A 20,737-nucleotide genomic window follows, 5' to 3' on the forward strand; every position below is an offset into this window, starting at 1 on the left:
CGGCCGTTCATGGCCTGGCGAGCGTGCGGAGGAACTCGCCCAGGCGGTGCAGGCCTTCCTGGAGGTCGGCCCGGGAGGCGGTGTAGGAGAGGCGGACGTGGGTGTCGGCGGTGGCGGCACCGAAGTCGCGGCCCGGGGTGACCGCGACGTGGGCCTCGTCGAGGGCCCGGCGGCAGAAGTCCCAGGCGGTCAGGCCGGTCGCGGAGACGTCGAAGTAGATGTAGAAGGCGCCGTCCGGCGGGACCGGGACGGGCAGGCCGATCTCGGCCAGGCCGGCGAGGGCGATCGCGCGGCGGGCGGCCAGTTCCTGGCGGCGGGACTCGCAGACGGCGAGCGACTCCGGGGTGAAGCAGGAGAGGGCGGCGATCTGGGCCGGGGTGCTGGCGCAGAGGAAGTAGTTCATGGCCAGGCGTTCGACGGCCGGCACCAGCGCGGGCGGCAGGACGCACCAGCCCAGGCGCCAGCCGGTCATCCCGAAGTACTTGGAGAAGCTGTTGATGACGATGGCGTCCGGGTCGGCGGTGAGGATGGTGCGGGGCGGGGTGCCGTCCGGCGACGGGTCGGCCAGGTCCAGGTAGATCTCGTCGACGATGCGCCAGGCGCCGCGGGCCGCGGCCCGGTGGCAGACCTCGACCAACTCGCCGAAGGGGATCGAGGTGCCGGTCGGGTTGGCCGGGCTGGCGACCATGACGGCGCTGGTGCGCCCGGTCCAGGCGCTGTCCACGGCGGCGGTGTCCAGCTGGTACCGCGAGCCGGGCGTGGTCGCCACCGTCACCACCCGGCCGCCGAAGGTCTCCACCAGCCGGCGGTTGCAGGGGTAGGACGGGTCGGCCAGGATCACCTCGTCGCCGGGGTCGGTGGTCGCGGCGGCCGCGAGCAGCAGCGCACCGGACGCGCCGGGGGTGACGGCGATCCGGGCCGGGTCGACGGTGACGCCGTGCCGATCACGGTAGAAGCCGGCGATCGCCGCGCGCAGCGCGGGCAGGCCGAACGCCGGGGTGTACGGCAGTGGCCGCCCGTCCATCGCCTCGCGCATCGCCTCCCGGACGGCCGGTGGCGCACCGAAGTCGGGCTCGCCGAGACCGAGCCGGATCACGCGGTGCCCGGCGGCCTCGAGGGTGCCGGCCCGTTCGCCGAACGCCATCGCGTGGAACGGCTCGACGGACTGGGCACGCTGCGACAACTTCATGGCGGCAGCATGCCATCCGGGGTCGCGGCGGCGGTCGCTGACGCGCGGTGCCCCCGGCCGGCGAGGCCGGCGGTGTGCGGTGTTCCGGGCGGCCCGGCTGAGGGCGTGCGGTGTTCCCGCGCGGCGGACGCCGATGGGTGGGATCAGGCGGCGGTCGTCGACTCGCGGGGGATGAGGCGGCACGGGAGCTGCTCGACGCCGGAGCCGAGCCGGCCGTCGAACGCGGCCAGGAGGCGCTCGGCGGCGACCCGGCCGAGCGTCTCCAGGTTCATGTCGATGCTGGACAGCGGCGGGGTCGAGCTGGTCGTGAAGATCTCCCAGTTGTCGAAGCCGAGGACCGCCACGTCGCCGGGGACCTCCAGGCCGGCGCCGTGCAGGGCGTCGATCACGCCGCGGGCGATCTGGTCGGAGCCGGCGAAGATCGCGTCCACCGCGGTGCGCTGGGTCAGCAGCATCCGGGTGGCGCTCCGGCCCCACGCCTCCGACCAGGCACCGAACAGGACCCGGTCGCCGGCCAGCCGCAGACCGTGCTCGGCCAGCTCGTCGCGGGCGCCGCGGGCCCGGTCCTGCGCCGCGCCGTAGGACGGGTCGCCGGTGATGTGCGCGATCCGCCGCCGGCCCACCTCGACCAGGTGCCGGATCCCCAGCCGGCCGGCCGCCACGTTGTCGCTGACCAGGGAGAGGTCGTCCGGGTCGGCGGACGGCGCGTACGCGTAGACCACCGGCACCGGCAGGTCCCGCCCGATCGACGGCCGCGGGTCGGGCCGGGCGCCCACCACGATCAGCCCGTCGACCCGGCGGCTGAGCAGGGTACGCAGGTGATGCCCCTCCCGGATGGCGTCGCCACGCGCGTCGCAGAGCAGCACGCTGGTCCGGTCCGCCCCGAACGCGTCCTCGGCGCCCATCAGGATCGGGATGGACAGCCGGCCCTCCAGGTCGGAGGTGAGCAGCCCGATCATCCCGGTGCGCCCGGCGACCAGGCCACGCGCCAGCGTGTTCGGCGAGTACGCCAGCATCTCGGCGGCCTTGCGCACCGCCTCCCGGGTGGCGGCGGAGACGTGCTCGCGTCCGTTGAGGGCCTTGGACGCGGTCGCCACCGACACCCCGGAGAGCCGGGCGACGTCGTGGAGCGTGGCGGGACGCTGCTCTGCCGGCACTCGAAGCCCCCTTCGCCTGTCCCTAGGCAACACAGGGTAGCGCCATGCGTACTACTGAGCGTCGATGTACCCGGCCGTCTCGTCCTCCGCCACCGCCGGTTCCGGCACCGGATCGCTCAGCTGCTCGCGCAGGTAGTTCCAGACGACGGCGACCAGCGCGGCGACCGGCACGGCGAGCAGGCTGCCGACGATGCCGGCCAGGTTGCCGCCCAGCGTCACCGCGAGCAGCACCACCGTCGCGTGCAGGCCCAGGCCACGGCTCTGGATCATCGGCTGGAAGACGTTGCCCTCCAGCTGCTGTACCAGCAGGATGATGCCGAGCACGATCAGCGCCTTCACCCAGCCGCTGAAGACCAGGGCGATCAGCACCGCGACCAGGCCGGCGAAGACCGCCCCGACGATCGGGACGAACGCGGTGATGAAGGTCAGCACCGCGAGCGGCAGCACCAGCTCGACGCCGGTGATCCACAGGCCGAGGCCGATGAACACCGCGTCGAGCAGCCCGACGAACGCCTGCGAACGCACGAACGAGCCGAGCGTGTTCCAGCTGCGGGCGGCGATCTCCGGCAGGTCGGTGCTGAGCCGGCCCGGCAGCTGACGGCCCAGCCAGGGCAGGAACCGCGGCCCGTCCTTGAGGAAGAAGAACATCAGGAACAGCGCCAGGATCGTGGTGACCAGGCCGTTCACCACGGTGCTCACCCCGGTCAGGGTGGCGTTCGCGATGCTGCCGACGCTGGCCTGCAGCTTGTCGATCGCGCTGTTCAGGCCGCTGTTGACCTGGTCGTCGCTGATGTGCAGCGGGGGACCCGCGGCCCAGTCCCGGACCGTCTGGATGCCGTCCACCACGCCCTGCCCGAGCTTGCCGGACTGCGCCGAGACGGGCACCGCGATCAGCACCACGATGCCCGCGATCAGAGCCAGGAACAGTACGGTGACCAGCGCCGCGGCCAGCGCCGGCGGCCACCCGTGCCGGCGCAGGAAGCGCACCGGCGGCCAGGTGAGCGTGGTCAGCAGCAGGGCCACCACCAGCGGCCAGAGGATCGACCAGGCCATCCCCAGCAGCCGCAGCAGCACGTAGGTGAGCAGCAGGATCAGCAGGGTCTGCGCGGAGACCCGGGCGGCGGTGCGCATCGCTGCCCGGGTTCTGGTAGTGCTCAATACGGGCCCCATGTTGATCACCTTACGGTGAACCACGTCTCCCGGGATTTCTTCCACTCCGGGTGGGCCAGATCCTTGGCCGGCGAGCCGTCGCCGTACAGGTCGGCGGCGCCGGCGTCGGTGAGCAGCTGGGCCCGCGCGCCGGTCACGGCGAGGTCGGGCACCGCGACGATCGCCTCCCAGGCGCCCGGGTCCGCGGTCGGCAGCGTCCGGAGCAGCACCGGGGCGTGCGCGGCGACGCCGTCCCAGGAGTAGAGGGCGTACGGGCGCGCCGGAGGCGTCCCGGCGGTAGAGGCGCAGGACGTTCGTCTCGTCGTCGGCGGCGATCAGATAGTCGTCGCCGGCGTCGATCGCCGCCGAGGAGTCGCTGGCGCCGGTGAGGTAGCGGGTGTCGGTGGCGTTCCCGACGGCGGCCGAGGCGGCGTAGTGCAGCGTGGTGGTGGCGGACTTGCCGTGGTGTCCCGATAGAGCCCGGCCGACCCCTTTTCGCTGCCGAACCACACCCGGCCGTCGGCCAGCTGCACGGTTCGGGTGTTGTTCAGCGCGTCGGTCCCGCTCGCCAGCACGGTTCCGGAGCTCGCGCCCAGCTGGGCCAGCACCAGGCCGCCCCGCGGGGTGGCGGTCGCGCCGTGGCCGCCCCCGGCACCGCCGAGTACCCGGCGAGCGTGACGTACCGCCCGTCGCTCGACCGGGCCAGCGCATCGACCGCTGCCGAGTCGCCCTCCAGCGTGAACGGCCGGTTCGCGCCGGACGCGGCGGTCGGCAGGGCGATCGCGGTGCCGTCCGCCGCACCCGTGCCGGTGATCCGGGTGAGCGTGACACCGGTGGCCGCCGAGGTGACCTTGACCGTGGCGAGCAGCAGGCGGTCGGCGGCGGGGCCGCTGGCGGCCTGCGCGGTGGCGGTGACGGTGAACGCCGTACCGGCCGCGATGGTGACAGCGGCGGCGATCGCCAGTCGCCGTCCGATGTGGTGCTGGAGCAAGATGGCGCCCCATCTGGGGGAGGGTCCTTGTCGTCGACCGCAGTTGATCGATGACCGGCGAACCGGCGGACAACGGGAAATGGCCGCCTGGAGAACGACCGCGGAGTGTTCGAGGAAGTGAGCCGGCCGGGTTGATGGGTGCCGGGAGGGAGCCGTCCGGGGTCGGTTGATCGGTCAGGGTTGATGAGTCGGTCGGCGGGCCGCGAGGGGGATGCGAATCCACAGTGGTCGGCGTAGCGTCGGCGGCCATGAGCGACTTGATAGAGAAACGTCTCTCGAAGCTGATCGCGGCCGGCGCCACCGCGCTGGTCGTGGTGGCGGGCACGGCCGCCCCCGCGTATGCCGGCGGAGGAGCTGCCTCCCCAGGATCGGCCGGTCTCGGTGACCGGCTGTACCCGCTGCTCGGTAACGGCGGGTACGACGTGCAGAACTACGACCTGCGGATCCGGTACCCGCAGAAGGACCCCAAGCAGCAGGTCAGCGGCGACGTGACGATCACCGCGGTGGCCACTCAGAACCTGTCCCGCTTCGATCTCGACTTCGGCGGCGACGGCGTCGGCAAGGTGTCGGTGAACGGCAAGCCGGCCCGGTTCACCCGCGACGGCGACGAGCTGGTCATCACGCCGGCGCATCACCTGACCAAGGGCAAGCGGTTCTGGGTCACGGTCAGCGGTTTCACGGCGACTCCGATCCCGGCCAACGCCGACTCGCCGGCCGGCTTCGTCACTACCCCGGACGGCACCATCATGGCCGGGCAGCCGGACCAGTCGCACCAGCTGTTCCCGAGCAACGACCACCCGCGGGACATGGCGACGTACACCATCTCGATGACCCGGCCGGCCGGTTGGGCCGCGGTCGCCAACGGGGTGCACCTGCGCGACCGGACCAGCGGGACCACGGTGACCTCGGTCTACCGGGAGACGAAGCCGATGGCCAGCGAGCTGATCCAGCTCGCGGTCGGCGACTTCACCGTGCACCAGCGCCCGTCGGTGGGCGGGGTGCCGATCCGCGACGTGGTGCCCACCCGGCTCGCCGCCGACCTGCTGCCCAAGGCCGACGTGGAACGCGAGCAGCTGGCCTGGATGGTGAGCAAGGTCGGCAAGTACCCGTTCGAGAAGTACGGCTCGCTGGTGATCGACGCCGACCTCGGCTTCGCGCTGGAGACGCAGACCCTGTCGCTCTACGACACCGGGCTGTTCTCCTACCCGAAGTTCGTCCTGGACCCGATCATGAACCACGAGCTCTCGCACATGTGGTTCGGGGACAGCGTCGCGCCGTACGAGTGGAGCAACGTCTGGCAGAGCGAGGGCCACGCCACCTGGTACGAGCTGACCTACGCCGTGGAGCACGGCCAGTTCAAGGACTACACCGGTTACGCCGACCTGGAGTCGTACTTCAAGAACGTCTACAGCAAGGGTGACCAGTACCGGAAGGACTACGGCCCGGTGGCCCACCCGCTGCGGTCCGACTCCATCTGGGACGTCTTCAACCCCAACGTGTACGACGGCGGAGCGCTCGTCCTGTACGCGCTGCGGCAGAAGATCGGTGTCCGGAAGTTCGAGGCCCTGGAACGTGCCTGGGTCTCGGTCTACCGCGGCAAGTCCGCCTCGACGTCGGACTTCATCGCGCTCGCGTCGAAGGTGTCCGGCCAGAACCTGCGCGGTTTCCTGGGTGACTGGCTCTACGGCACCAAGACCCCGCCGATGCCCGGCCACCCGGACTGGACGGTGACGCCGCCGACCGCCGCCTCCGCCAAGGCCTCCGCCACGGCGAGGACGCTCCGCTAGCCGACCATCTGCTCCGCGAAGGCCACCAGGCGCTGCGCCATGGCGTCGTCGGTGACCAGGAACTGAAGACCGATTTCCTGCTGGCCGGGGGAGTCGACGACGTTCACCACCCGTGCGGGCACGGTGAGCATGCCGTCGGTGACCCCGGTCAGCTCGGCGTCGACGGTGGTGCCCTCGACGAACGGGGGCGGGCCGGAGACGATGCAGCGCAGCCCGCCGGCGCTGAAGTTGATCAGGACGGCCTGCATCGCCGCCTGGCCCGCCCGGCGCAGGGCCACCTTGCCGGCCGCGGCGATCCGCTCGTGCTCGCGCCGCTCCAGGCGACTGGCCAGGTCGGTCATCTCGTCGACCCGGCCCAGCGTCGCGGTCATCTGGGCGGAGAGCCGGTCCATCAGCGCGCCCTGGTCGGCGGCGACAGTGCGCAGCGAGCTGGCCGCGTCGCCCACCCCGCCGATCCCCTCCAGCATGGTGGTGATGGTCTGGGACATCGCGGTGGTCTCCCGGTGCAGGTCGTCGATGGTCCGGGTGATCTGGTCGGTGGACTCCGCGGTGTGCATGGCGAGCTGCTTGACCTCGTCGGCCACGACGGTGAAGCCGTACCCCAGGTCGCCGGCCCGGGCCGCCTCGATCGTGGCGTTCAGCGCCAGCAGCCGGGTCTGCCGGGCGATGCCGGTGACCAGGGCCACCGTCGCGGCCACCTGGCGCAGGCTGTGCTCCAGCGAGGAGATCACCTGCTCGGCGTCGTGCGCCTGGCCGACGATCGCGCTGGTCGCCGTGTCCGCCACGCTGATCCGCTGGTCGATCACCTCGGCCGCGGTACGCACCTCGGCCACCTTGTCGGTCACCTGCCGCAGCTCCTCGGCGATCACCGTGGTCGACTCGTCGATGATCTCCTGGGTGCGCCGCCGGAACTGGGTCTCGGCCTGCCGCTGGTGCAGGAACCCGGCGCGCAACTGCTGCTCGCGGGCCACCTCGGCGGCGACCAGGGCGGCCTCCTGGTCCTGCAGCCGGGTGCGAGCCACCACCAGGGCCCGGCCGATGTCGCCCATCTCGTCGCGCCCCTCGGGCAGTGGACGGGGCGCCAGGTCGGCGCGGGCGATGGCGGTCACCGCGTCCACCGTCTGCCGCACGTCGTGGCTGGTCCGCCAGAGCACCCCGGCGGCGCACCAGAGGGCGAACAGGAAGCCGCCGAGCGAGGTGCCCAGGACCAGACCGCGCTCCAGCGAGTTCTCCGCGGTGCGCGCGCTGAGCAGGTCGGTCAGGGCACTGTTCAGCGGGCGTACCGTCGCTGTCGCCGCGGCCGCGACCTCGGCCGGATCGGCCGGTCCCGGCGCGTCGAGCGTCTCGGTCAGGTGCTTGTCCAGCACGCTGATGGTGTCGGCGAGGGTCTGCACCGGGGTGAGCCGGTCGGCGAGCCCGCCGCTGTCGGTGTGCTTGGCGGCGGTCGTCACGTCGTTGCGCAACGCGTCGGCGACCCCCTCCAGCCGGCCGGCCAGCACCGCCTGGGCGGCGGTCGCCTGCCGGGTGCTGAGCCCGGCCGCCGGGTGCGCCGCCGCCAGCGCCGCCAGCAGCGCCTGGGGTACCTGCACCACCTGGGCGTCCATCACGTAGAACGAGTCCAGGTCGGGGTCGAGGATGAGGTTCGAGTTGTTGCCGAGCGCGGCGATCAGCGCGGCCAGCCCGGCGGCCATGGCGCTCGGCGTGTCGCCGGACTCCGGCACCTTTCGCATCTCGTCGCCGAGTTCCAGATCCGGGTGCGCGTCGACCGCCGCGCGGATCGCGTCCAGGTCGGGCCGGCGCCCGGCGGCGGTGTCGGCCAGCGCGGTCAGGGCCGGCCCGAGCACCGCGACGCCCTGCCGCTCCTTCTCGGTGAACGCCAGGTCGTGGCCCTTCTCCGCGGTGTACATGCCGGTGGCCAGGCCGCCCGGCACGAGCAGGACGAGCACCAGCAGGCCGAGGCGCATGCCGGTGCGCAACCGGTCCGTGATCGCCAGGACCGGCCGTAGGAACAAGGGCGGCGAGCTCAGGGTCAGGCCTCCCGTCTGATTCGCCATCTGTCGGTATTTTGCCGTTTTCCCCCGTCCCTGCGGCGGGAAGTCCGAAACCCACGCCGTTGCCTTTCTTTACTGAGCCGCAGTAGCGTGATCGCCGTCACTACCGAGGGAGTGCTGAATGAGAGTGGCGGGCCGGACCCTGGTGGTGATCGGCGCGGGTGGCGGGCTCGGCCGGGCGGTCGCCCTGGAGGCGGTCCGGCGCGGCGCCCGGGTGGCCGCCGCCGACAGTGACCCGGTGGCGCTGCGCGAGACCGCCCGCCAGGTGGTCGCCCCGCAGCAGCTCTCCACCCACCCGGTACGGGTGACCGACCGGCGGGACGTCGAAGCGCTTCCGGCCGCGGTGATCGAGCGCTGGGGGCGGGTGGACGGCGTGATCGACGACGCCGGGACGCTCTTCCGGAGTTTCCTGCCCCTGCTGCGCAACCGGCCGGAGGCACATCTGGTGCACCTGGCGGCGACCGGCGTGCCGCACGTCGGCGGCAACATCCGGGTCACCGTGCTCGTTCCGGCCGGCCCGGAGCCGGCCGGGGACGAGGCCTACCGGGCGGCCTGCGACCTGCTGGACGGCATGGAGCGCAACGCGAGCCGGGTCCGGCTCGGCGCGGCCCGCTGGTGGGACCGGGTCAGTAAAGCTCCCCGAAGAACAGCATGAGCAGCAGCGCCACCTGGAAGAGGACGCCCGCCGAACCGCAGACCAGGCCGGTGATCGCCATACCCCGCTCGTTCGGCACCCGGGGGGCCGGGTCCTTGAGCGCGAGGACGCCGAGCGCGATGGCGGCGGCGCCGAGCAGACCGCCCAGCGGCATCCCCAGGCACGGGATCAGCGGCAGCGAGAGAATGCCCAGGATCATCGCGAGCAGCGGCATCTTGCTGCCCTGGTCGGCTGCCGGGGGCGGTGCGGCGACCGGGTAGGGCGTCAGCGGCATCGGCAGGTCGTGCACCACAGTGGAGAGTTCGCCCCAGGAGCGCGACGCGTACGCCTGCCGGGACCGCTCGCTGAACTCCTCGATGGTGAGCCGGCCCTCGGCGGTCGCGGCGCTGAGCTGCGCCACGATGGCCTCACGGTCGGCATCCGAGACGCGTACGTGCGGCGAGCGATACATGCGGAAAAGGCTACCGGCGACCCGCCCCGCCCGCGTCCACCGGCCGGGGCGTTCTCCACGACGCGTGACCTTGGTAACGGTCTGCGCCTGATTTGTACCGGGTCAATCCCTTATGTGGCGCGGCCGTCGCCCGACTGACTTGACAGCATCCGAGAGAATCCGGGGACGTCGATGCCGGGCATACGGGGGTAGACCATGGCGAAAGTAGCTCCATGCTGAACCGCCGCGCCTTCCTGCGTACCACCCTGGCCGGCGCCGCGGGTGTCGCCGTCGGCGCGGCCGGCATGAAGGAGATCCCGCACCTGCTCGGCCTGGACCGGCCGCCGGTGGCCGGTGGCTACGCCGCGGCCGCCGACGTGCTCGACGCGGTGCACCACCCGGGCGTCGCGGTTCGCTACTACGTCGAGACCACCGAGCCGGTGGTGGCGTTCACCTTCGACGACGGGCCGGGACCGCACTGGACCCCGCAGGTCCTCGACGTGCTGGAGGAGGCCGGCGTGCCGGCCACCTTCTTCATGGTCGGCCGCAACCTGGCGAAGAACGCCGACCTGGTGCGCGGCCGGATGGACCGGCACGAGATCGGCAACCACACCTGGGCGCACGACGACCTGGCCACCCTCGACCTGGCCGGCGTCACCGAGTCGCTGCGGCGCACCGAGGACGAGATCCACAAGCAGTTCAACCGGCCGGTCACCCTGCTCCGCCCGCCGTTCGGGCACATCGGCGGCTCCACCATGCTGGCCGCCGACTCGATGGGTTACGACGTGGTCCTCTGGTCCAAGGCCATGCGCGAGCTGATGTACAAGGGCGACCCGGAGGGCCAGGCCCGGGACATCATCGACTCAGTGCGGCCCGGCTCGATCCTGCTCGCCCACGACGAGGGCGACGACCGGCGGCTGGTGACCATCCGGGGCCTCGCGACGATGTTCGCGGGCCTGCGCCAACGCGGTTTCCGGATGGTCACCGTCTCCGAGATGATCGCCGGGGCGAAGAAGCCGTCCGGAGCCTAGGCCAGGAACTCGCCGATCCGGTCCGGCCAGGTCCGTACGTCGGCGGAGGTGGCCGAGACGTGCAGCCGGGCGTCCGGCAGCACCTTCGCCAGCAGTTCGGCGCTGGCCACCGGGTGCCCCGGATCGGTCTCCCAGGCCAGGATCAGCACCGGCTGGGTGATCGCCCGCAGCGCCTCGTCGCCGGGCAGGTCGGTGCGGGCGGCGCCACGCATCACCGCCGGCAGCAGCGGCTCCGGCACGTCGGCGTCGAACTCCCAGGCGGGCACGTCGGCGAAGATCTCCGGGCGCGGGAAGCCGCGCATGATGGCCACCCAGGCGTTCTTGCCCTTGGCCTCCACCCCGGCCGCCCCGGACTCGTACGCCTGCCGCGACGCCACCCGCCCGTCCCGCACCGTCGGCGGGATCATCAGCACCAGGCGGCGGAACCGCTCCGGCTGCCGGGCCGCCGCCCAGAGCAGCGTGCCGGTGCCCATCGAGGACCCGGCCCAGTCCACCGGCTCGTCGCCGGCCAACGCCAGCAGGTCACCGGCCAGGCGGGGCCAGGTGTAGAGCTCCGGGTCCGGCTCGCCCGGGGAGAGGCCGTGCCCGCGCTGGTGGTAGCGGCGGATCCGGCGGGTGCCGGCGAGCCGGGACCAGTCGAGCAGGCCGAGCCGGTCCTCGACCCGGGGGCTGAAGAAGATGCCGTGCGAGTAACCGAGCAGCGGCCCGGTACCGAACTCCTCGACGAAAAGATCAGTCACAGGCCGAGGCTATGCCAGATCTCGTCGCGATCGGCATCGGTCAGTGTCAGGTTGGCGCCGGGAAGCCAGCCGGCGATCTGCTCCGGGCGGCGAGCGCCGACGATGGCACCCGTCACGCCCGGCCAGGCGAGCACCCAGGCCACCGCCACCGCGGCCACCGGTACGCCGTGCCGGGCCGCCACCCGGCGCAGCGCGTCCACCGTCCGCAGGTTCTCCGCCAGCCGGGTGGTGAAGTCCGGATGCTCGCGCCGCCAGTCGTTCGCCGGCAGCGCCGCCACCCGGGCCGCGTCGAACGTGCCGGTCAGCAGCCCGGAGTGCATCGGCTGGTAGACGATCACGCCGGTGCCGTTCCCGGCGCTCCAGGCGATCTGGTCGGCGGCGTCCCGGACCAGCGCGGAGAACGGCGGCTGGATCGCGTCCACGTGCGCCACCTTCTCCGCCCGGGCCAACTCGGCGACCCCGTGGTTGGACAGGCCGATCGCCCGTACCTTGCCCTCGGTGCGCAGGTCCGCCATGGTCTGCCAGTACTCCTCCAGCTCGGTGCCGCCGACCGGCTCGGACCCGTCGTCGGCACCCCAGGTGAGCAGCCGGCCGTCGCCCGGCCAGTGCACCTGGTACAGGTCGATGTGGTCGGTCCGCAGCCGGCGCAGCGAAGCCTCCAGCTCGCGGCGTACCGAGGCCGCCGTCATCAGCCGCCGCGGCGGCGCGTCGCGCCGGACCGGCTCGTCCCAGACCAGGCCGGTCTTGGTGAACAGCAACGGGCGGTCGGCGGGCGGCAGCGCCGCGACCGCCCGGCCGACCACCTCCTCGGAGTGCCCCAGGCCGTACGCGGCGGCGGTGTCGATCCAGTTGATCCCGGCGCCGACCGCCGCGTGGATGGTGGCGATCGAGTCGGCGTCGTCCTGCGGGCCCCAGGCGTACTGCCAGTCGGTGCCGCCCATCACCCAGGCGCCGAGTCCGGCCGGGGACAGGTCCATGCCGGTCAAACCGAGTGTCGTCATGACAGCGATCGTGATCCGGTCGCGGCGAGCCAGCCAGGGCATGACGTGACCAGGCACCGCGGTCGGCGGGCGGGGATACTGGCGGCATGATCCTGGACCGGCGCGCCGAGTTGGGGGAGTTCCTGCGCTCCCGGCGGGCCCGGCTGAACCCGGACGAGCTGGGCCTGCCCAGCATCGGCCGGCGCCGGGTGCCCGGGTTGCGGCGCGAGGAACTGGCCCGGCTGGCCGGCGTGAGCGTGGACCACTACGTGCGCCTGGAGCAGGGCCGGACCCTGCACTTCTCGGAGTCCGTGCTGGACGCGGTGGCCCGGGCGCTGCGGCTCGACCCGGTCGAGCGGGACCACCTGTACCGGCTGGCCCGGCCGTTCTCGCCCGCCGACCCGGGCCGGGAGCAGCGGGTGCGGCCCGGGTTACGGCGCCTGCTGCGGTCGGTCGGCGACGTGCCGGCTTACGTCATCGGTCGCGACGCCGACGTGCTGGCCTGGAACGACCTGGCCGCCGCCCTGCTCACCGACTTCGGCGCGCTCGCCCCGGAGCAGCGCAACATGGCCCGGCTGGTGCTGCTCGACGAGGGCATCCGCCGGCTCTACGTGGACTGGCCGGCGAAGGTCCGCGACGTGGCCGGCTTCCTGCGCCTTGACGCGGCGCGGCACCCGGCCGACCCGCGCACCCGGGCACTGATCGACGAGCTGCGGGCGGCCAGCCCGGAGTTCCGCGCGGCGTGGGCCGAGCACCGCCTCAAGGACAAGACCCACGGGACGTATGAGTACCAGCACCCGGTCGTCGGGCCGCTGACCCTCGGCTTCGAGGCGCTGCGCCTGCCCGACGACCCGGACCAGGCTCTGGTCGCCCACACCGTCGCCGAGGGCTCGCCGTCCGAGACCGCGCTGCGCCTGCTGTCCACCTGGCGCGCCAGCCTGGTCCCCGGATGACGGATGGTTGGCTTCGGTCAAATCATCATTTTGTACGACTTGGTGTCGCGTACCGATCGGCACGCGAGACCGCTTCCGCTCCGGACCGCAACGCGTGTCGTGCGGGTCCGTGGGTGGTCCGGGACGGGCAGCGAGCCCGCACGACACGCGTTGCGGTCGTGCGGGGCGGCGGGCCTCGCGGGCCGACTGGCACGGGACACCAAGTCGTACCGGAAAAGGATCCGGCGGAAACGGCGACGCCGCGGCAGCGAGGATGGTCGGGGAGTCTAGGCCTCGCCCGCGTCGCTGTCGGAGTCGTCGGCGGGGACGTCGTCGCTCGGGGCGTCGTCGGGGATCTCGGCGTCGGCCGGGTCCTGCGGGTCGGTGCCGGCGGTCAGCTCGTCCAGGTCGCCGGCACCGTCACCGTCGCTGTCCTCGTCGGCGTCCAGGATGCCGTCGCCGTCGGTGTCGTCGCTCTCCGGGTCGTCGTCGAGCAGGAACTCCTGGGCGTTGCTGAGCCCGTCGCCGTCCAGGTCCTCCTCGCCGTCGGTGACCTCGTTGTCGTCCGAGTCGGCGGACCGCGGGTCGTACCCGAGGCGGTACTCCTGCACGTTGCTGAGGCTGTCCTCGTCCGGGTCCTCGTCGCCGTCCACGATGTCGTTGCCGTCGGTGTCCGCCCTGCGCGGGCTGTAGCCGAGTTCGAACTCCTGGGCGTTGCCGAGCCCGTCGTCGTCCGGGTCGGCGTCCGCGTCGTCCTTGCGCGGGTTGAGGCGGTTGGTCACCTCCCACCCGTCGGTCATCCAGTCCCGGTCGGTGTCCGCGTTGCGCGCGTTGGTGCCGGCCTTGTACTCGGCCTTGTTGTTCAGGCCGTCCCGATCCTTGTCCGCCTTGGCGTCGTTCGACCTGGGGTTGAGTCCGTTCGCCTTCTCCCACGCGTCGGGCATGCCGTCCCGGTCGGTGTCCTTGGTCGCCGCGGCGGCGGCGCTCGTCGAGGCGCTCTGCGCGCCGGCCGCCATCGCGGCGCCGGACATCGACAGCATGGTCGCGGTGGCAGCGGCGGCGGCGATCGCGACGGAGACGGTACGGCGGAGCTTCACGGTGGGAGCCTTTCCGGAAACTTACGGGGAGTCACCACCGTAGAGCCGCGAGTGACGCCGTGGCGGCTTGCGACCCGATCCACCCCGCACCCGCTCCCGTCCGGCAACTAAGCGAGGCGGGGCGGCAGCCCGAAGAGCGGGAACAGCCGATCCGTGTCCAGGAAGTTGGTGGTCGCCGCGATCCGGTCCCCGCGCGGTTCCAGGACGATCAGCGACCACGGCGTGTGCCCGGCGGCACCCGGCCGGTACTGGCCGAACGCCGGCTGCCCGTTCGCCGCGACCGGGAGCAGCCGGGAACCGCGGCAACCACTGCCCGTGCCGGACATCCAGGCGACGATGTCGGCGTGCCCGCGCAACCACAGCGGCAGCGGCGGCATGGACAGCGTCGCGTCCTCGTGCAGCAGGCTGGTCAGCGCCGGCAGGTCGTAGGCCTCGAACGCGGACACGTACCGGGCCAGCAGCGACAGCTGATCGGCGGAGAGCGGCCCGGCCGGTGCCGGATCCACAGTGGCCAGGGTGGCCCGGGCCCGTTGCAGGGCGCTGTTCACGCTCGCTACCGAGGTGTCCAGCAGCGCCGCCACCTCCTGGGCCGACCAGGACAGCACCTCGCGCAGGATGAGCACGGCCCGCTGCCGGGGCGGCAGGTGCTGCAGCGCCGCCACGAACGCCAGGCGAACCGAGTCCCGCGCGGCGACCACGTCGGCCGGGTCGGCGCGCTCCGGCAGCACCCGGGCGTCCGGCACCGGGCCCACCCACACCTCGTCGGGCCGCGGCTCGCCCGGGTCGGTGCTGCTCCCCGGCCAGGCCGGCCCGAGGTCCATCGGGCGGACCCGGCGCTGCGCGCTGCTCAGCATGGTCAGGCAGACGTTGGTGGCGATCTTGTAGAGCCACGACCGCAGCGCGGACCGGCCCTCGAACGCGCCGAACCCGCGCCACGCCCGGACCATCGCGTCCTGCACCGCGTCCTCCGCCTCGAAGGCCGAGCCCAGCATCCGATAGCAGTATCCGGTCAGCTCCGGACGGAAGACTTCGAGCTGCTCCGCGACGTCGTTCACGCCAAGAAAAATAGTCGACCGGGGACCGGTGAGTCGCTGCCGCGAGCCCGGTCCTACCGATGACGACCGTCACCGAGAGGAGCCGACGATGAGCGGGACCGCCGCCAACCCGGGCAACGGGCAGTACGCCGACGTCAACGGGATCAAGCTGTACTACGAGACGCACGGTGCCGGCCGGCCGCTGGTGCTGCTGCACGGCGGGCTCGGCTCCGGCGAGATGTTCGGCCCGGTGCTGCCCGCGCTGGCCGAGCGCCACCGGGTGATCCTGGTCGACCTGCAGGGACACGGCCGGACCGCGGACATCGACCGGCCGATCGACGTGCGGCTGATGGCCGACGACATCGCCGCCCTGATCGGGCACCTCGGCCTGGACCGGCCCGACGTGGTCGGTTACTCGCTGGGTGGCGGGGTGGCCCTGCAGGTGGCGATCCGGCATCCGGAGCGGGTGCGCCGGCTGGTCCCGATCTCGGCGGCGATCGCCCGGCGCGCGATGTACCCGGACATCCTGGCCCAGCAGGAGCAGATGGGCGCGGCGGCCGCCGCGTTCCTCGAGGACACCCCGATGTACGCGCTGTACCAGCGGGTCGCGCCCCGGCCGGAGGACTTCCCGCGCCTGCTCGACAAGATCGGCGCGGCGATGGCCGCCGACTTCGACCTCACCGAGCAGGTACGCGGGTTGCGAATGCCCACGCTGGTGGTGGCGGCGGACGCCGACATGGCCCCGCCCAGCCATTTCGTCGAGGTGTTCGGGCTGCTCGACGGTGGCCGGCGGGACGGCGGCTGGGGTGGCGAGGGACGGCCGAAGGGTGGGCACGCGCTGGCCCTGCTGCCCGGGCTCACCCACTACGACATCTGCGTGTCGCCGCTGCTCGCCACGGTGGTCCTCGACTTCCTCGCCAAGGACTGAGCGATGCGCCGGGCGGTGACCCGCGGTCACCGCCCGGCGCGCCGGTCAGGACAGCGTCTTGGCGAAGTGTTCGAGGGACTCGCCGATCAGTGGCGCCAGGTCGGCCCCGGTGAAGCAGTGGTCCGCCCCGGGAATGATCCGCAGGGTCACCGGCGCGCTCAGCGCCGCCAGCCGGTCGTACAGCTCCTCGCTCTGCGCGGCGGGCACCACCCGGTCGTCGGCGCCGTGCATCAGCAGGATCGGCGGGGTGTCCCCGGAGACGTAGGTGACCGGGCTGGCCGCCGCCGACTCGTTCGGCAGTGTCTGCACCGGGCCGCCGACCAGCAGACTCTCCGGGGCGTCCGGCGCGTCGTGGTCCTGGACGCCCTCCGGGTGGCTCTGCGCGGCCATGCTCAGGAGATTGCCCGGGGCGTACCAGAGGACCGCCGACTGCACCGCGTCCGAGACGCCCAGTATCCCGTTGCGCCCGGCCAGCGCGGGATCCGGATCGTCACCGGTCAGGGCGACGAGCGAGGCCAGGTGGCCGCCGGCCGACTCGCCCCAGACGCCGAACCGGGCCGGGTCCAGGCCCAGGTCGCCGGCGTACTCCCGCAGCCAGCGCACCGCCGCCTTGACGTCGTGCAGCTGGGCCGGGAAGCACGCCTCGCGGCTGAACCGGTAGGTCACCCGGGCCACGGCGAACCCGGCCGCGAGGATCCGGGTGGTGATGTCGCCGGGGGCCAGCCGCGGTCCGTCGCTCTTGTTGCTGCCGAACAGCCAGGCGCCACCGTGGATCCAGATGATCAGTGGGCTGGGCCGCTCGACGGCCACCGGGCGGAACAGGTCCAGGGTCAGCGGCCGGAAGCCGGGGACCTCTGCCACCACGACATCCCGCCAGCCGACCCGGTCACCTTCGGCGACGGGCGTGGGCGGTGCATATCGCTGCGGTTCGTTGAATTGTGCGGTCACGACCTCACCTCGTACCAGAAATGTCCTCGGAGCCAGGGCCGGAAACTGTGCGGGGTACCGGAAAGATGCCGCCGGCCTGGGCAAATGCGAGACGCGGAGCGCCACATTCTTTTTCGGTACACGGGCTTTTTCGGTACGCGGGCCCGCCCCGGCCGCGCGGTGGGCATGCGCCCCGTCGCCACCGCCCACGGTACGGCGCCGCCGGCGCACCCATCGACGTTGGTCTCCATCCGCCACCGCAGCACCGTGACAAAACGGAAATGTCGGTTTAAAGCACGTCACGGGTGTGTCACCGGGTCGTTGATCGTGAGCGTGGATACGACGACGCGACTGGTGAAGGTCATGTACATCGCCGGGTGGGGCCGGAGCGGCACCACCATCGTCGACAACATCCTCAACAGCTACGACGGCGTGTTCTCCACCGGCGAGCTGTTCTACCTCTGGAGCCGCGGCCTCCTCGAGGGGCGCAAATGCGGATGTGGTGTGACGCTTCCCCGCTGCGCGTTGTGGGGTGACATTCTCGACGTCGCTTTCGGGGCCGATCGGCCGGATCCGCGACGCGTCGCCCAGCTCCAGCGGCAGGCGATCCGGGTGCGGCACACCCCGGCGCTCACCGGCCCGGTCGCCGGCCCGGAGGCGGAGGAGTACCGGCAGGTCACCCACCGGCTCTACGGCGCGATCGCCGAGGTCACCGGAGCGCGGCTGATCATCGACTCGTCGAAGATCCCGTCGGCGGCCGCGCTGCTGCCCGGGATGTCCGGCGTGCGGCCCTACCTGCTGCACATGATCCGCGACCCGCGGGCTGTCACCCACTCCTGGATGCGTACGGTTCCGCAGGTGGACCGGAGGAAGCCGGCCATGATGCACCGCGAGGCGCCGGCCGCCAGCACCATGCACTGGCTGATCCGCAACGCGCTCGCCGAGCGGCTGGCCGGCGCGTACGACGGGCGGTACCGGCTGCTGCGGTACGAGGACTTCGTGGCCGAGCCGCGCGCGACGATCGAGGGCCTGCTGGACTTCGCCGGGGTGGACGCCGGCGGCGGTCCGTTCCTCGACGACGCCACGGTGCGGCTGGCGGTGAACCATACGATCGCCGGCAACCCGGGACGGTTCCGGACCGGTGAGGTGGCGCTGCGGGTGGACGACCGGTGGCGCCGGGAGCAGACCGCCGGACCGCGACTGACCGCCACCGCGCTCGCGCTTCCCCTGCTGCACCGGTACGGGTACCGCGCTCGGACGAGCCGGCCCAACCGACCGGCTCGGGGCGGTTCGCCGACCGTACCGGAGTTCTCGAAACTCTCCTGACCGGACGTCGCGGAAACGGGAGCGGCGGTTCCTCGCCACCGCACTGCCGCCGGGCGGAGATGCCCGGCGGCCATTTCTTTGTCAGCGTTTCGCGGACGATTCTCCGGAATTCTCAGATCCGCCTCAGGAAATGCTGGGAACGATGTGGAAACTCGCAGTGGCGTGCCGGCGGGCGAACTCCGGTCACGGCGGTGGGCGGTGGTCCGCCTGGGCGCGATGGCGCCGGCCGATGGTTGTTCGCCGGATATCCCCCGGTCGCCGGGGTGGTGGCGCCGGCGGGGGAGTCGTTGGTCACGGGCTGGGCGCGAGGCCGCCGGGTCGCCGGGTCCGCTGATTAGTCTTGGGCTGATCAAGTGTGGGCCCGGCCGGTGCCGCACGGCCGCCTCCGGGCCGCCGTGGCGCGCCGGCCGGGCCGGTGAGTGACCGGGGAGTTCGGATGCGGTACGTCGCGATCGGGGACAGCTTCACCGAGGGGATGGGCGACACCCAGCCGGACGGGAGCGAGCGGGGCTGGGCCGACCTGGTCGCCGCCGGCCTGGCCGCCGGGCTGGGCGAGCCGATCCAGTACGCGAACCTGGCGATCCGCGGCCGGCTGCTGCACCCGATCGTCACCGAGCAGCTGGACGCCGCGCTCGCCCTCGACCCGAAACCCACGCTGCTGTCGCTGAACGGCGGCGGCAACGACATGATGCGGCCCGGCGGGGACCTGAAGACGCTCGTCGAGATGACCGAGCGGGCGATCCGGCGGTGCCTGGACGAGGGCGTACGGGTGCTGCTGCTCTCCGGCGCCGACCCGTCCGGGCGGCTGCCGCTGGGCGGCTCGATGCGGCGCAAGGGTGAGGCGCTGACCGCGGCCGTCGCGCCGTTCGCGAAGCGGTACGAGTTGACCTTCGTCGACGTCTTCCACGACCGGGAGATCCAGCGGGCCGGGTACTGGTCGGCGGACCGGCTGCACCTGAACGCGAACGGGCACCGGCGGGTGGCGAGCCTGGTGCTGAGCGCGCTCGGGCACCCGACGCCGGCGCACGTGATCGATCCCGGTCCGGCGGGGCGGGGCGGCTTGCTGGCGGAGGCGCGGTACTACCGGGAGCACGTGCTGCCGTGGGTCCAGCGGCGGCTGCGCGGGCAGTCCTCCGGCGACAACCGGACCGGGAAGTACACCGACTGGATCTCGGTCCCGGTGACCCAGCCGGCCGGTGGCTGAGGGTTCGGTCCCATGCCGGGGCACTGCCGCATGCGGTCCGCACCGCGGCGGACCCGCGTACCCGAAGAATTTGATCTTGATCGGTAAGCGACAGGCCCGCCGCTGGTGACCGGCGGCGGGCCGTCCGAGGATCAGACGAAGACGACCATCGAGGACCGGGCGAAGACGCTCAGGCGAAGACGATCGTGTGGTTCTCGTGGCGGATCACGCGGTCCTCGGAGTGCCAGCGGACCGCGCGGGAGAGCACGGCGCGCTCCACGTCGGCGCCTCGGCGCTGCAGGTCGCGGACCGTGTCGGCGTGCGAGACGCGGATGACGTCCTGCTCGATGATGGGGCCCTCGTCCAGGTCCTCGGTGACGTAGTGGGCGGTCGCGCCGACCAGCTTGACGCCGCGCTGCTTGGCCTTGGCGTAGGGGCCGGCGCCGATGAACGACGGCAGGAAGCTGTGGTGGATGTTGATGATCGGGACGCCGACGCGCTCGATGAAGTCGCCGGAGAGGATCTGCATGTAGCGGGCCAGCACGATGAAGTCGACGTTGCCCTGGAGCAGCCGCAGGTGCTGCGCTTCGGCGGCGGATTTGTCCGGGCCGGCGGACGGCACGTGGAAGAACGGGACGCCGAAGAAGCGCACCTCGTCGGCGGTGTCCGGGTGGTTGGAGATGACCATCGCGACGTTGACCGGCAGCTCGCCGCGGCGGTGGCGCCAGAGCAGGTCGAGCAGGCAGTGGTCGTCCTTGGAGGCGAAGATCGCCACGCGCTTGGGCTGCGACAGGTCGCGCAGCGTGTACTCCAGCTCGAAGCCCTCGGCCAGCTTGGCGCGCAGGTCCAGCTCGACCTGCGGGAGCCGGGCCTTGAGGTGGTCCAGCGCGAAGACGGTCCGCTGGAAGAACGCCCCGCCGTGCGGGTTGTCGGAGTACTGGTCGAGCGAGACGATGTTGGCGTCGTGCTTGCCGAGCACGGCGCTGATCGCCGCGACGATGCCGGTGCGGTCCTTGCCGTGCACGATCAGGACGGCCTGATTGTGGGTGGGCGTGGGCTCGGTGCGGACCGCGAGTGCTTCCTGGGTCAGCGTCACGTCAGGTCCCTCCTCTCTGTCGCCGGAGCGGTGGTCCGGTTCGTGGCTTCCCGA

General features: G+C 72.5%; 20 protein-coding genes. 7 read left to right on the forward strand and 13 right to left on the reverse strand.

What is annotated here, in order from left to right; all coding sequences use genetic code 11:
• Positions 1–7: 7 nt before the first annotated feature.
• The 5 genes from Actob_RS10385 to Actob_RS10405 all read right to left on the reverse strand — a co-directional run bounded on the left by Actob_RS10385 (position 8) and on the right by Actob_RS10405 (position 4,486).
• Positions 8–1,189, reverse strand: coding sequence for an aminotransferase class I/II-fold pyridoxal phosphate-dependent enzyme (locus Actob_RS10385; RefSeq protein WP_284919858.1), 1,182 nt, complete (start codon positions 1,187–1,189; stop codon positions 8–10).
• Between the two features lie 143 nt (positions 1,190–1,332).
• Positions 1,333–2,346 (reverse strand): LacI family DNA-binding transcriptional regulator, encoded by a 1,014-nt coding sequence (locus tag Actob_RS10390; RefSeq protein ID WP_284919859.1) that lies wholly within the window; start codon positions 2,344–2,346, stop codon positions 1,333–1,335.
• 51 nt (positions 2,347–2,397) lie between these two features.
• Complete coding sequence (locus tag Actob_RS10395; protein WP_284919860.1) at positions 2,398–3,516, reverse strand: AI-2E family transporter; 1,119 nt, start codon at positions 3,514–3,516, stop codon at positions 2,398–2,400.
• A 5-nt stretch (positions 3,517–3,521) separates the two neighbouring features.
• A complete protein-coding gene (locus Actob_RS10400) occupies positions 3,522–3,725 on the reverse strand; it encodes a hypothetical protein (protein WP_284919861.1) in 204 nt (67 codons plus the stop codon).
• Positions 3,726–4,042: 317 nt separating this feature from the next.
• Entirely contained in the window at positions 4,043–4,486 is a 444-nt protein-coding gene (locus tag Actob_RS10405) for a hypothetical protein (protein ID WP_284919862.1), read from the reverse strand.
• Positions 4,487–4,734: 248 nt separating this feature from the next.
• Here Actob_RS10405 and Actob_RS10410 point away from each other — a divergent pair, with 248 nt between their 5' ends.
• Positions 4,735–6,273 carry a M1 family metallopeptidase gene (locus tag Actob_RS10410; RefSeq protein ID WP_284919863.1) on the forward strand — a complete coding sequence of 513 codons (1,539 nt, stop codon included), beginning with the start codon at positions 4,735–4,737 and terminating at the stop codon, positions 6,271–6,273.
• Here the strand turns inward: Actob_RS10410 and Actob_RS10415 are convergent.
• On the reverse strand, positions 6,270–8,327 hold the full coding sequence (locus Actob_RS10415) for a methyl-accepting chemotaxis protein (RefSeq protein ID WP_284919864.1): 2,058 nt from the start codon (positions 8,325–8,327) through the stop codon (positions 6,270–6,272). The two genes, Actob_RS10410 and Actob_RS10415, sit on opposite strands and share 4 nt — an antisense overlap.
• Positions 8,328–8,445: 118 nt before the next feature.
• Here Actob_RS10415 and Actob_RS10420 point away from each other — a divergent pair, with 118 nt between their 5' ends.
• Positions 8,446–8,979, forward strand: a complete 534-nt coding sequence (locus Actob_RS10420; RefSeq protein WP_284919865.1) for an SDR family NAD(P)-dependent oxidoreductase — start codon at positions 8,446–8,448, stop codon at positions 8,977–8,979.
• On the opposite strand, the gene Actob_RS10425 is transcribed toward Actob_RS10420, so the two are convergent.
• On the reverse strand, positions 8,951–9,430 hold the full coding sequence (locus Actob_RS10425; RefSeq protein WP_284919866.1) for a DUF1707 and DUF4190 domain-containing protein: 480 nt from the start codon (positions 9,428–9,430) through the stop codon (positions 8,951–8,953). The two genes, Actob_RS10420 and Actob_RS10425, sit on opposite strands and share 29 nt — an antisense overlap.
• Positions 9,431–9,642: 212 nt before the next feature.
• Here Actob_RS10425 and Actob_RS10430 point away from each other — a divergent pair, with 212 nt between their 5' ends.
• Positions 9,643–10,440 carry a polysaccharide deacetylase family protein gene (locus tag Actob_RS10430; protein WP_284919867.1) on the forward strand — a complete coding sequence of 266 codons (798 nt, stop codon included), beginning with the start codon at positions 9,643–9,645 and terminating at the stop codon, positions 10,438–10,440.
• Here Actob_RS10430 and Actob_RS10435 read toward each other — a convergent pair.
• On the reverse strand, positions 10,437–11,180 hold the full coding sequence (locus Actob_RS10435; RefSeq protein WP_284919868.1) for an alpha/beta fold hydrolase: 744 nt from the start codon (positions 11,178–11,180) through the stop codon (positions 10,437–10,439). The two genes, Actob_RS10430 and Actob_RS10435, sit on opposite strands and share 4 nt — an antisense overlap.
• Entirely contained in the window at positions 11,177–12,181 is a 1,005-nt protein-coding gene (locus Actob_RS10440; protein WP_284919869.1) for an aldo/keto reductase, read from the reverse strand. The genes Actob_RS10435 and Actob_RS10440 overlap by 4 nt, the downstream gene beginning before the upstream one ends.
• A gap of 86 nt (positions 12,182–12,267) precedes the next feature.
• Here Actob_RS10440 and Actob_RS10445 point away from each other — a divergent pair, with 86 nt between their 5' ends.
• Positions 12,268–13,113 (forward strand): helix-turn-helix transcriptional regulator, encoded by an 846-nt coding sequence (locus tag Actob_RS10445; protein WP_284919870.1) that lies wholly within the window; start codon positions 12,268–12,270, stop codon positions 13,111–13,113.
• A 266-nt stretch (positions 13,114–13,379) separates the two neighbouring features.
• Here the strand turns inward: Actob_RS10445 and Actob_RS10450 are convergent, their stop codons facing one another.
• Both Actob_RS10450 and Actob_RS10455 read right to left on the reverse strand, forming a co-directional pair.
• Entirely contained in the window at positions 13,380–14,189 is an 810-nt protein-coding gene (locus Actob_RS10450; protein WP_284919871.1) for a Midasin, read from the reverse strand.
• A 107-nt stretch (positions 14,190–14,296) separates the two neighbouring features.
• Positions 14,297–15,244: a sigma-70 family RNA polymerase sigma factor gene (locus Actob_RS10455; RefSeq protein ID WP_284919872.1), complete on the reverse strand. Its 948-nt coding sequence runs from the start codon at positions 15,242–15,244 to the stop codon at positions 14,297–14,299.
• 88 nt (positions 15,245–15,332) lie between these two features.
• Here Actob_RS10455 and Actob_RS10460 point away from each other — a divergent pair, with 88 nt between their 5' ends.
• Complete coding sequence (locus tag Actob_RS10460) at positions 15,333–16,151, forward strand: alpha/beta fold hydrolase (RefSeq protein ID WP_284919873.1); 819 nt, start codon at positions 15,333–15,335, stop codon at positions 16,149–16,151.
• Between the two features lie 45 nt (positions 16,152–16,196).
• Here Actob_RS10460 and Actob_RS10465 read toward each other — a convergent pair whose 3' ends face one another.
• The gene (locus tag Actob_RS10465; RefSeq protein ID WP_284919874.1) at positions 16,197–17,099 is read right to left on the reverse strand and encodes an alpha/beta hydrolase; all 903 of its coding nucleotides are present in this window, start codon (positions 17,097–17,099) and stop codon (positions 16,197–16,199) included.
• A gap of 306 nt (positions 17,100–17,405) precedes the next feature.
• On the opposite strand from Actob_RS10465, the gene Actob_RS10470 reads away from it, so the two are divergent.
• Together Actob_RS10470 and Actob_RS10475 are read left to right on the forward strand one after the other, a co-directional pair.
• Positions 17,406–18,404, forward strand: a complete 999-nt coding sequence (locus Actob_RS10470) for a sulfotransferase (RefSeq protein WP_284919875.1) — start codon at positions 17,406–17,408, stop codon at positions 18,402–18,404.
• Between the two features lie 436 nt (positions 18,405–18,840).
• On the forward strand, positions 18,841–19,608 hold the full coding sequence (locus tag Actob_RS10475; RefSeq protein ID WP_284919876.1) for an SGNH/GDSL hydrolase family protein: 768 nt from the start codon (positions 18,841–18,843) through the stop codon (positions 19,606–19,608).
• A gap of 169 nt (positions 19,609–19,777) precedes the next feature.
• On the opposite strand, the gene purU is transcribed toward Actob_RS10475, so the two are convergent.
• Positions 19,778–20,683 (reverse strand): formyltetrahydrofolate deformylase, encoded by a 906-nt coding sequence (gene purU / locus Actob_RS10480; protein ID WP_284919877.1) that lies wholly within the window; start codon positions 20,681–20,683, stop codon positions 19,778–19,780.
• Between the last annotated feature and the right edge of the window lie 54 nt (positions 20,684–20,737).

Origin of the sequence: Actinoplanes oblitus (genome assembly GCF_030252345.1) — a bacterium.
GTDB lineage: Bacteria > Actinomycetota > Actinomycetes > Mycobacteriales > Micromonosporaceae > Actinoplanes > Actinoplanes oblitus.

Excerpts from the sequence above, each read along its gene's own strand:
- Actob_RS10385 (WP_284919858.1), bottom strand. The coding sequence starts at position 1,189 with ATGAAGTTGTCGCAGCGTGCCCAGTCCGTCGAGCCGTTCCACGCGATG.
- Actob_RS10395 (WP_284919860.1), bottom strand. The coding sequence starts at position 3,516 with ATGGGGCCCGTATTGAGCACTACCAGAACCCGGGCAGCGATGCGCACC.
- Actob_RS10410 (WP_284919863.1), top strand. The coding sequence starts at position 4,735 with ATGAGCGACTTGATAGAGAAACGTCTCTCGAAGCTGATCGCGGCCGGC.
- Actob_RS10415 (WP_284919864.1), bottom strand. The coding sequence starts at position 8,327 with ATGGCGAATCAGACGGGAGGCCTGACCCTGAGCTCGCCGCCCTTGTTC.
- Actob_RS10420 (WP_284919865.1), top strand. The coding sequence starts at position 8,446 with ATGAGAGTGGCGGGCCGGACCCTGGTGGTGATCGGCGCGGGTGGCGGG.
- Actob_RS10425 (WP_284919866.1), bottom strand. The coding sequence starts at position 9,430 with ATGTATCGCTCGCCGCACGTACGCGTCTCGGATGCCGACCGTGAGGCC.
- Actob_RS10430 (WP_284919867.1), top strand. The coding sequence starts at position 9,643 with ATGCTGAACCGCCGCGCCTTCCTGCGTACCACCCTGGCCGGCGCCGCG.
- Actob_RS10440 (WP_284919869.1), bottom strand. The coding sequence starts at position 12,181 with ATGACGACACTCGGTTTGACCGGCATGGACCTGTCCCCGGCCGGACTC.
- Actob_RS10445 (WP_284919870.1), top strand. The coding sequence starts at position 12,268 with ATGATCCTGGACCGGCGCGCCGAGTTGGGGGAGTTCCTGCGCTCCCGG.
- Actob_RS10460 (WP_284919873.1), top strand. The coding sequence starts at position 15,333 with ATGAGCGGGACCGCCGCCAACCCGGGCAACGGGCAGTACGCCGACGTC.
- Actob_RS10475 (WP_284919876.1), top strand. The coding sequence starts at position 18,841 with ATGCGGTACGTCGCGATCGGGGACAGCTTCACCGAGGGGATGGGCGAC.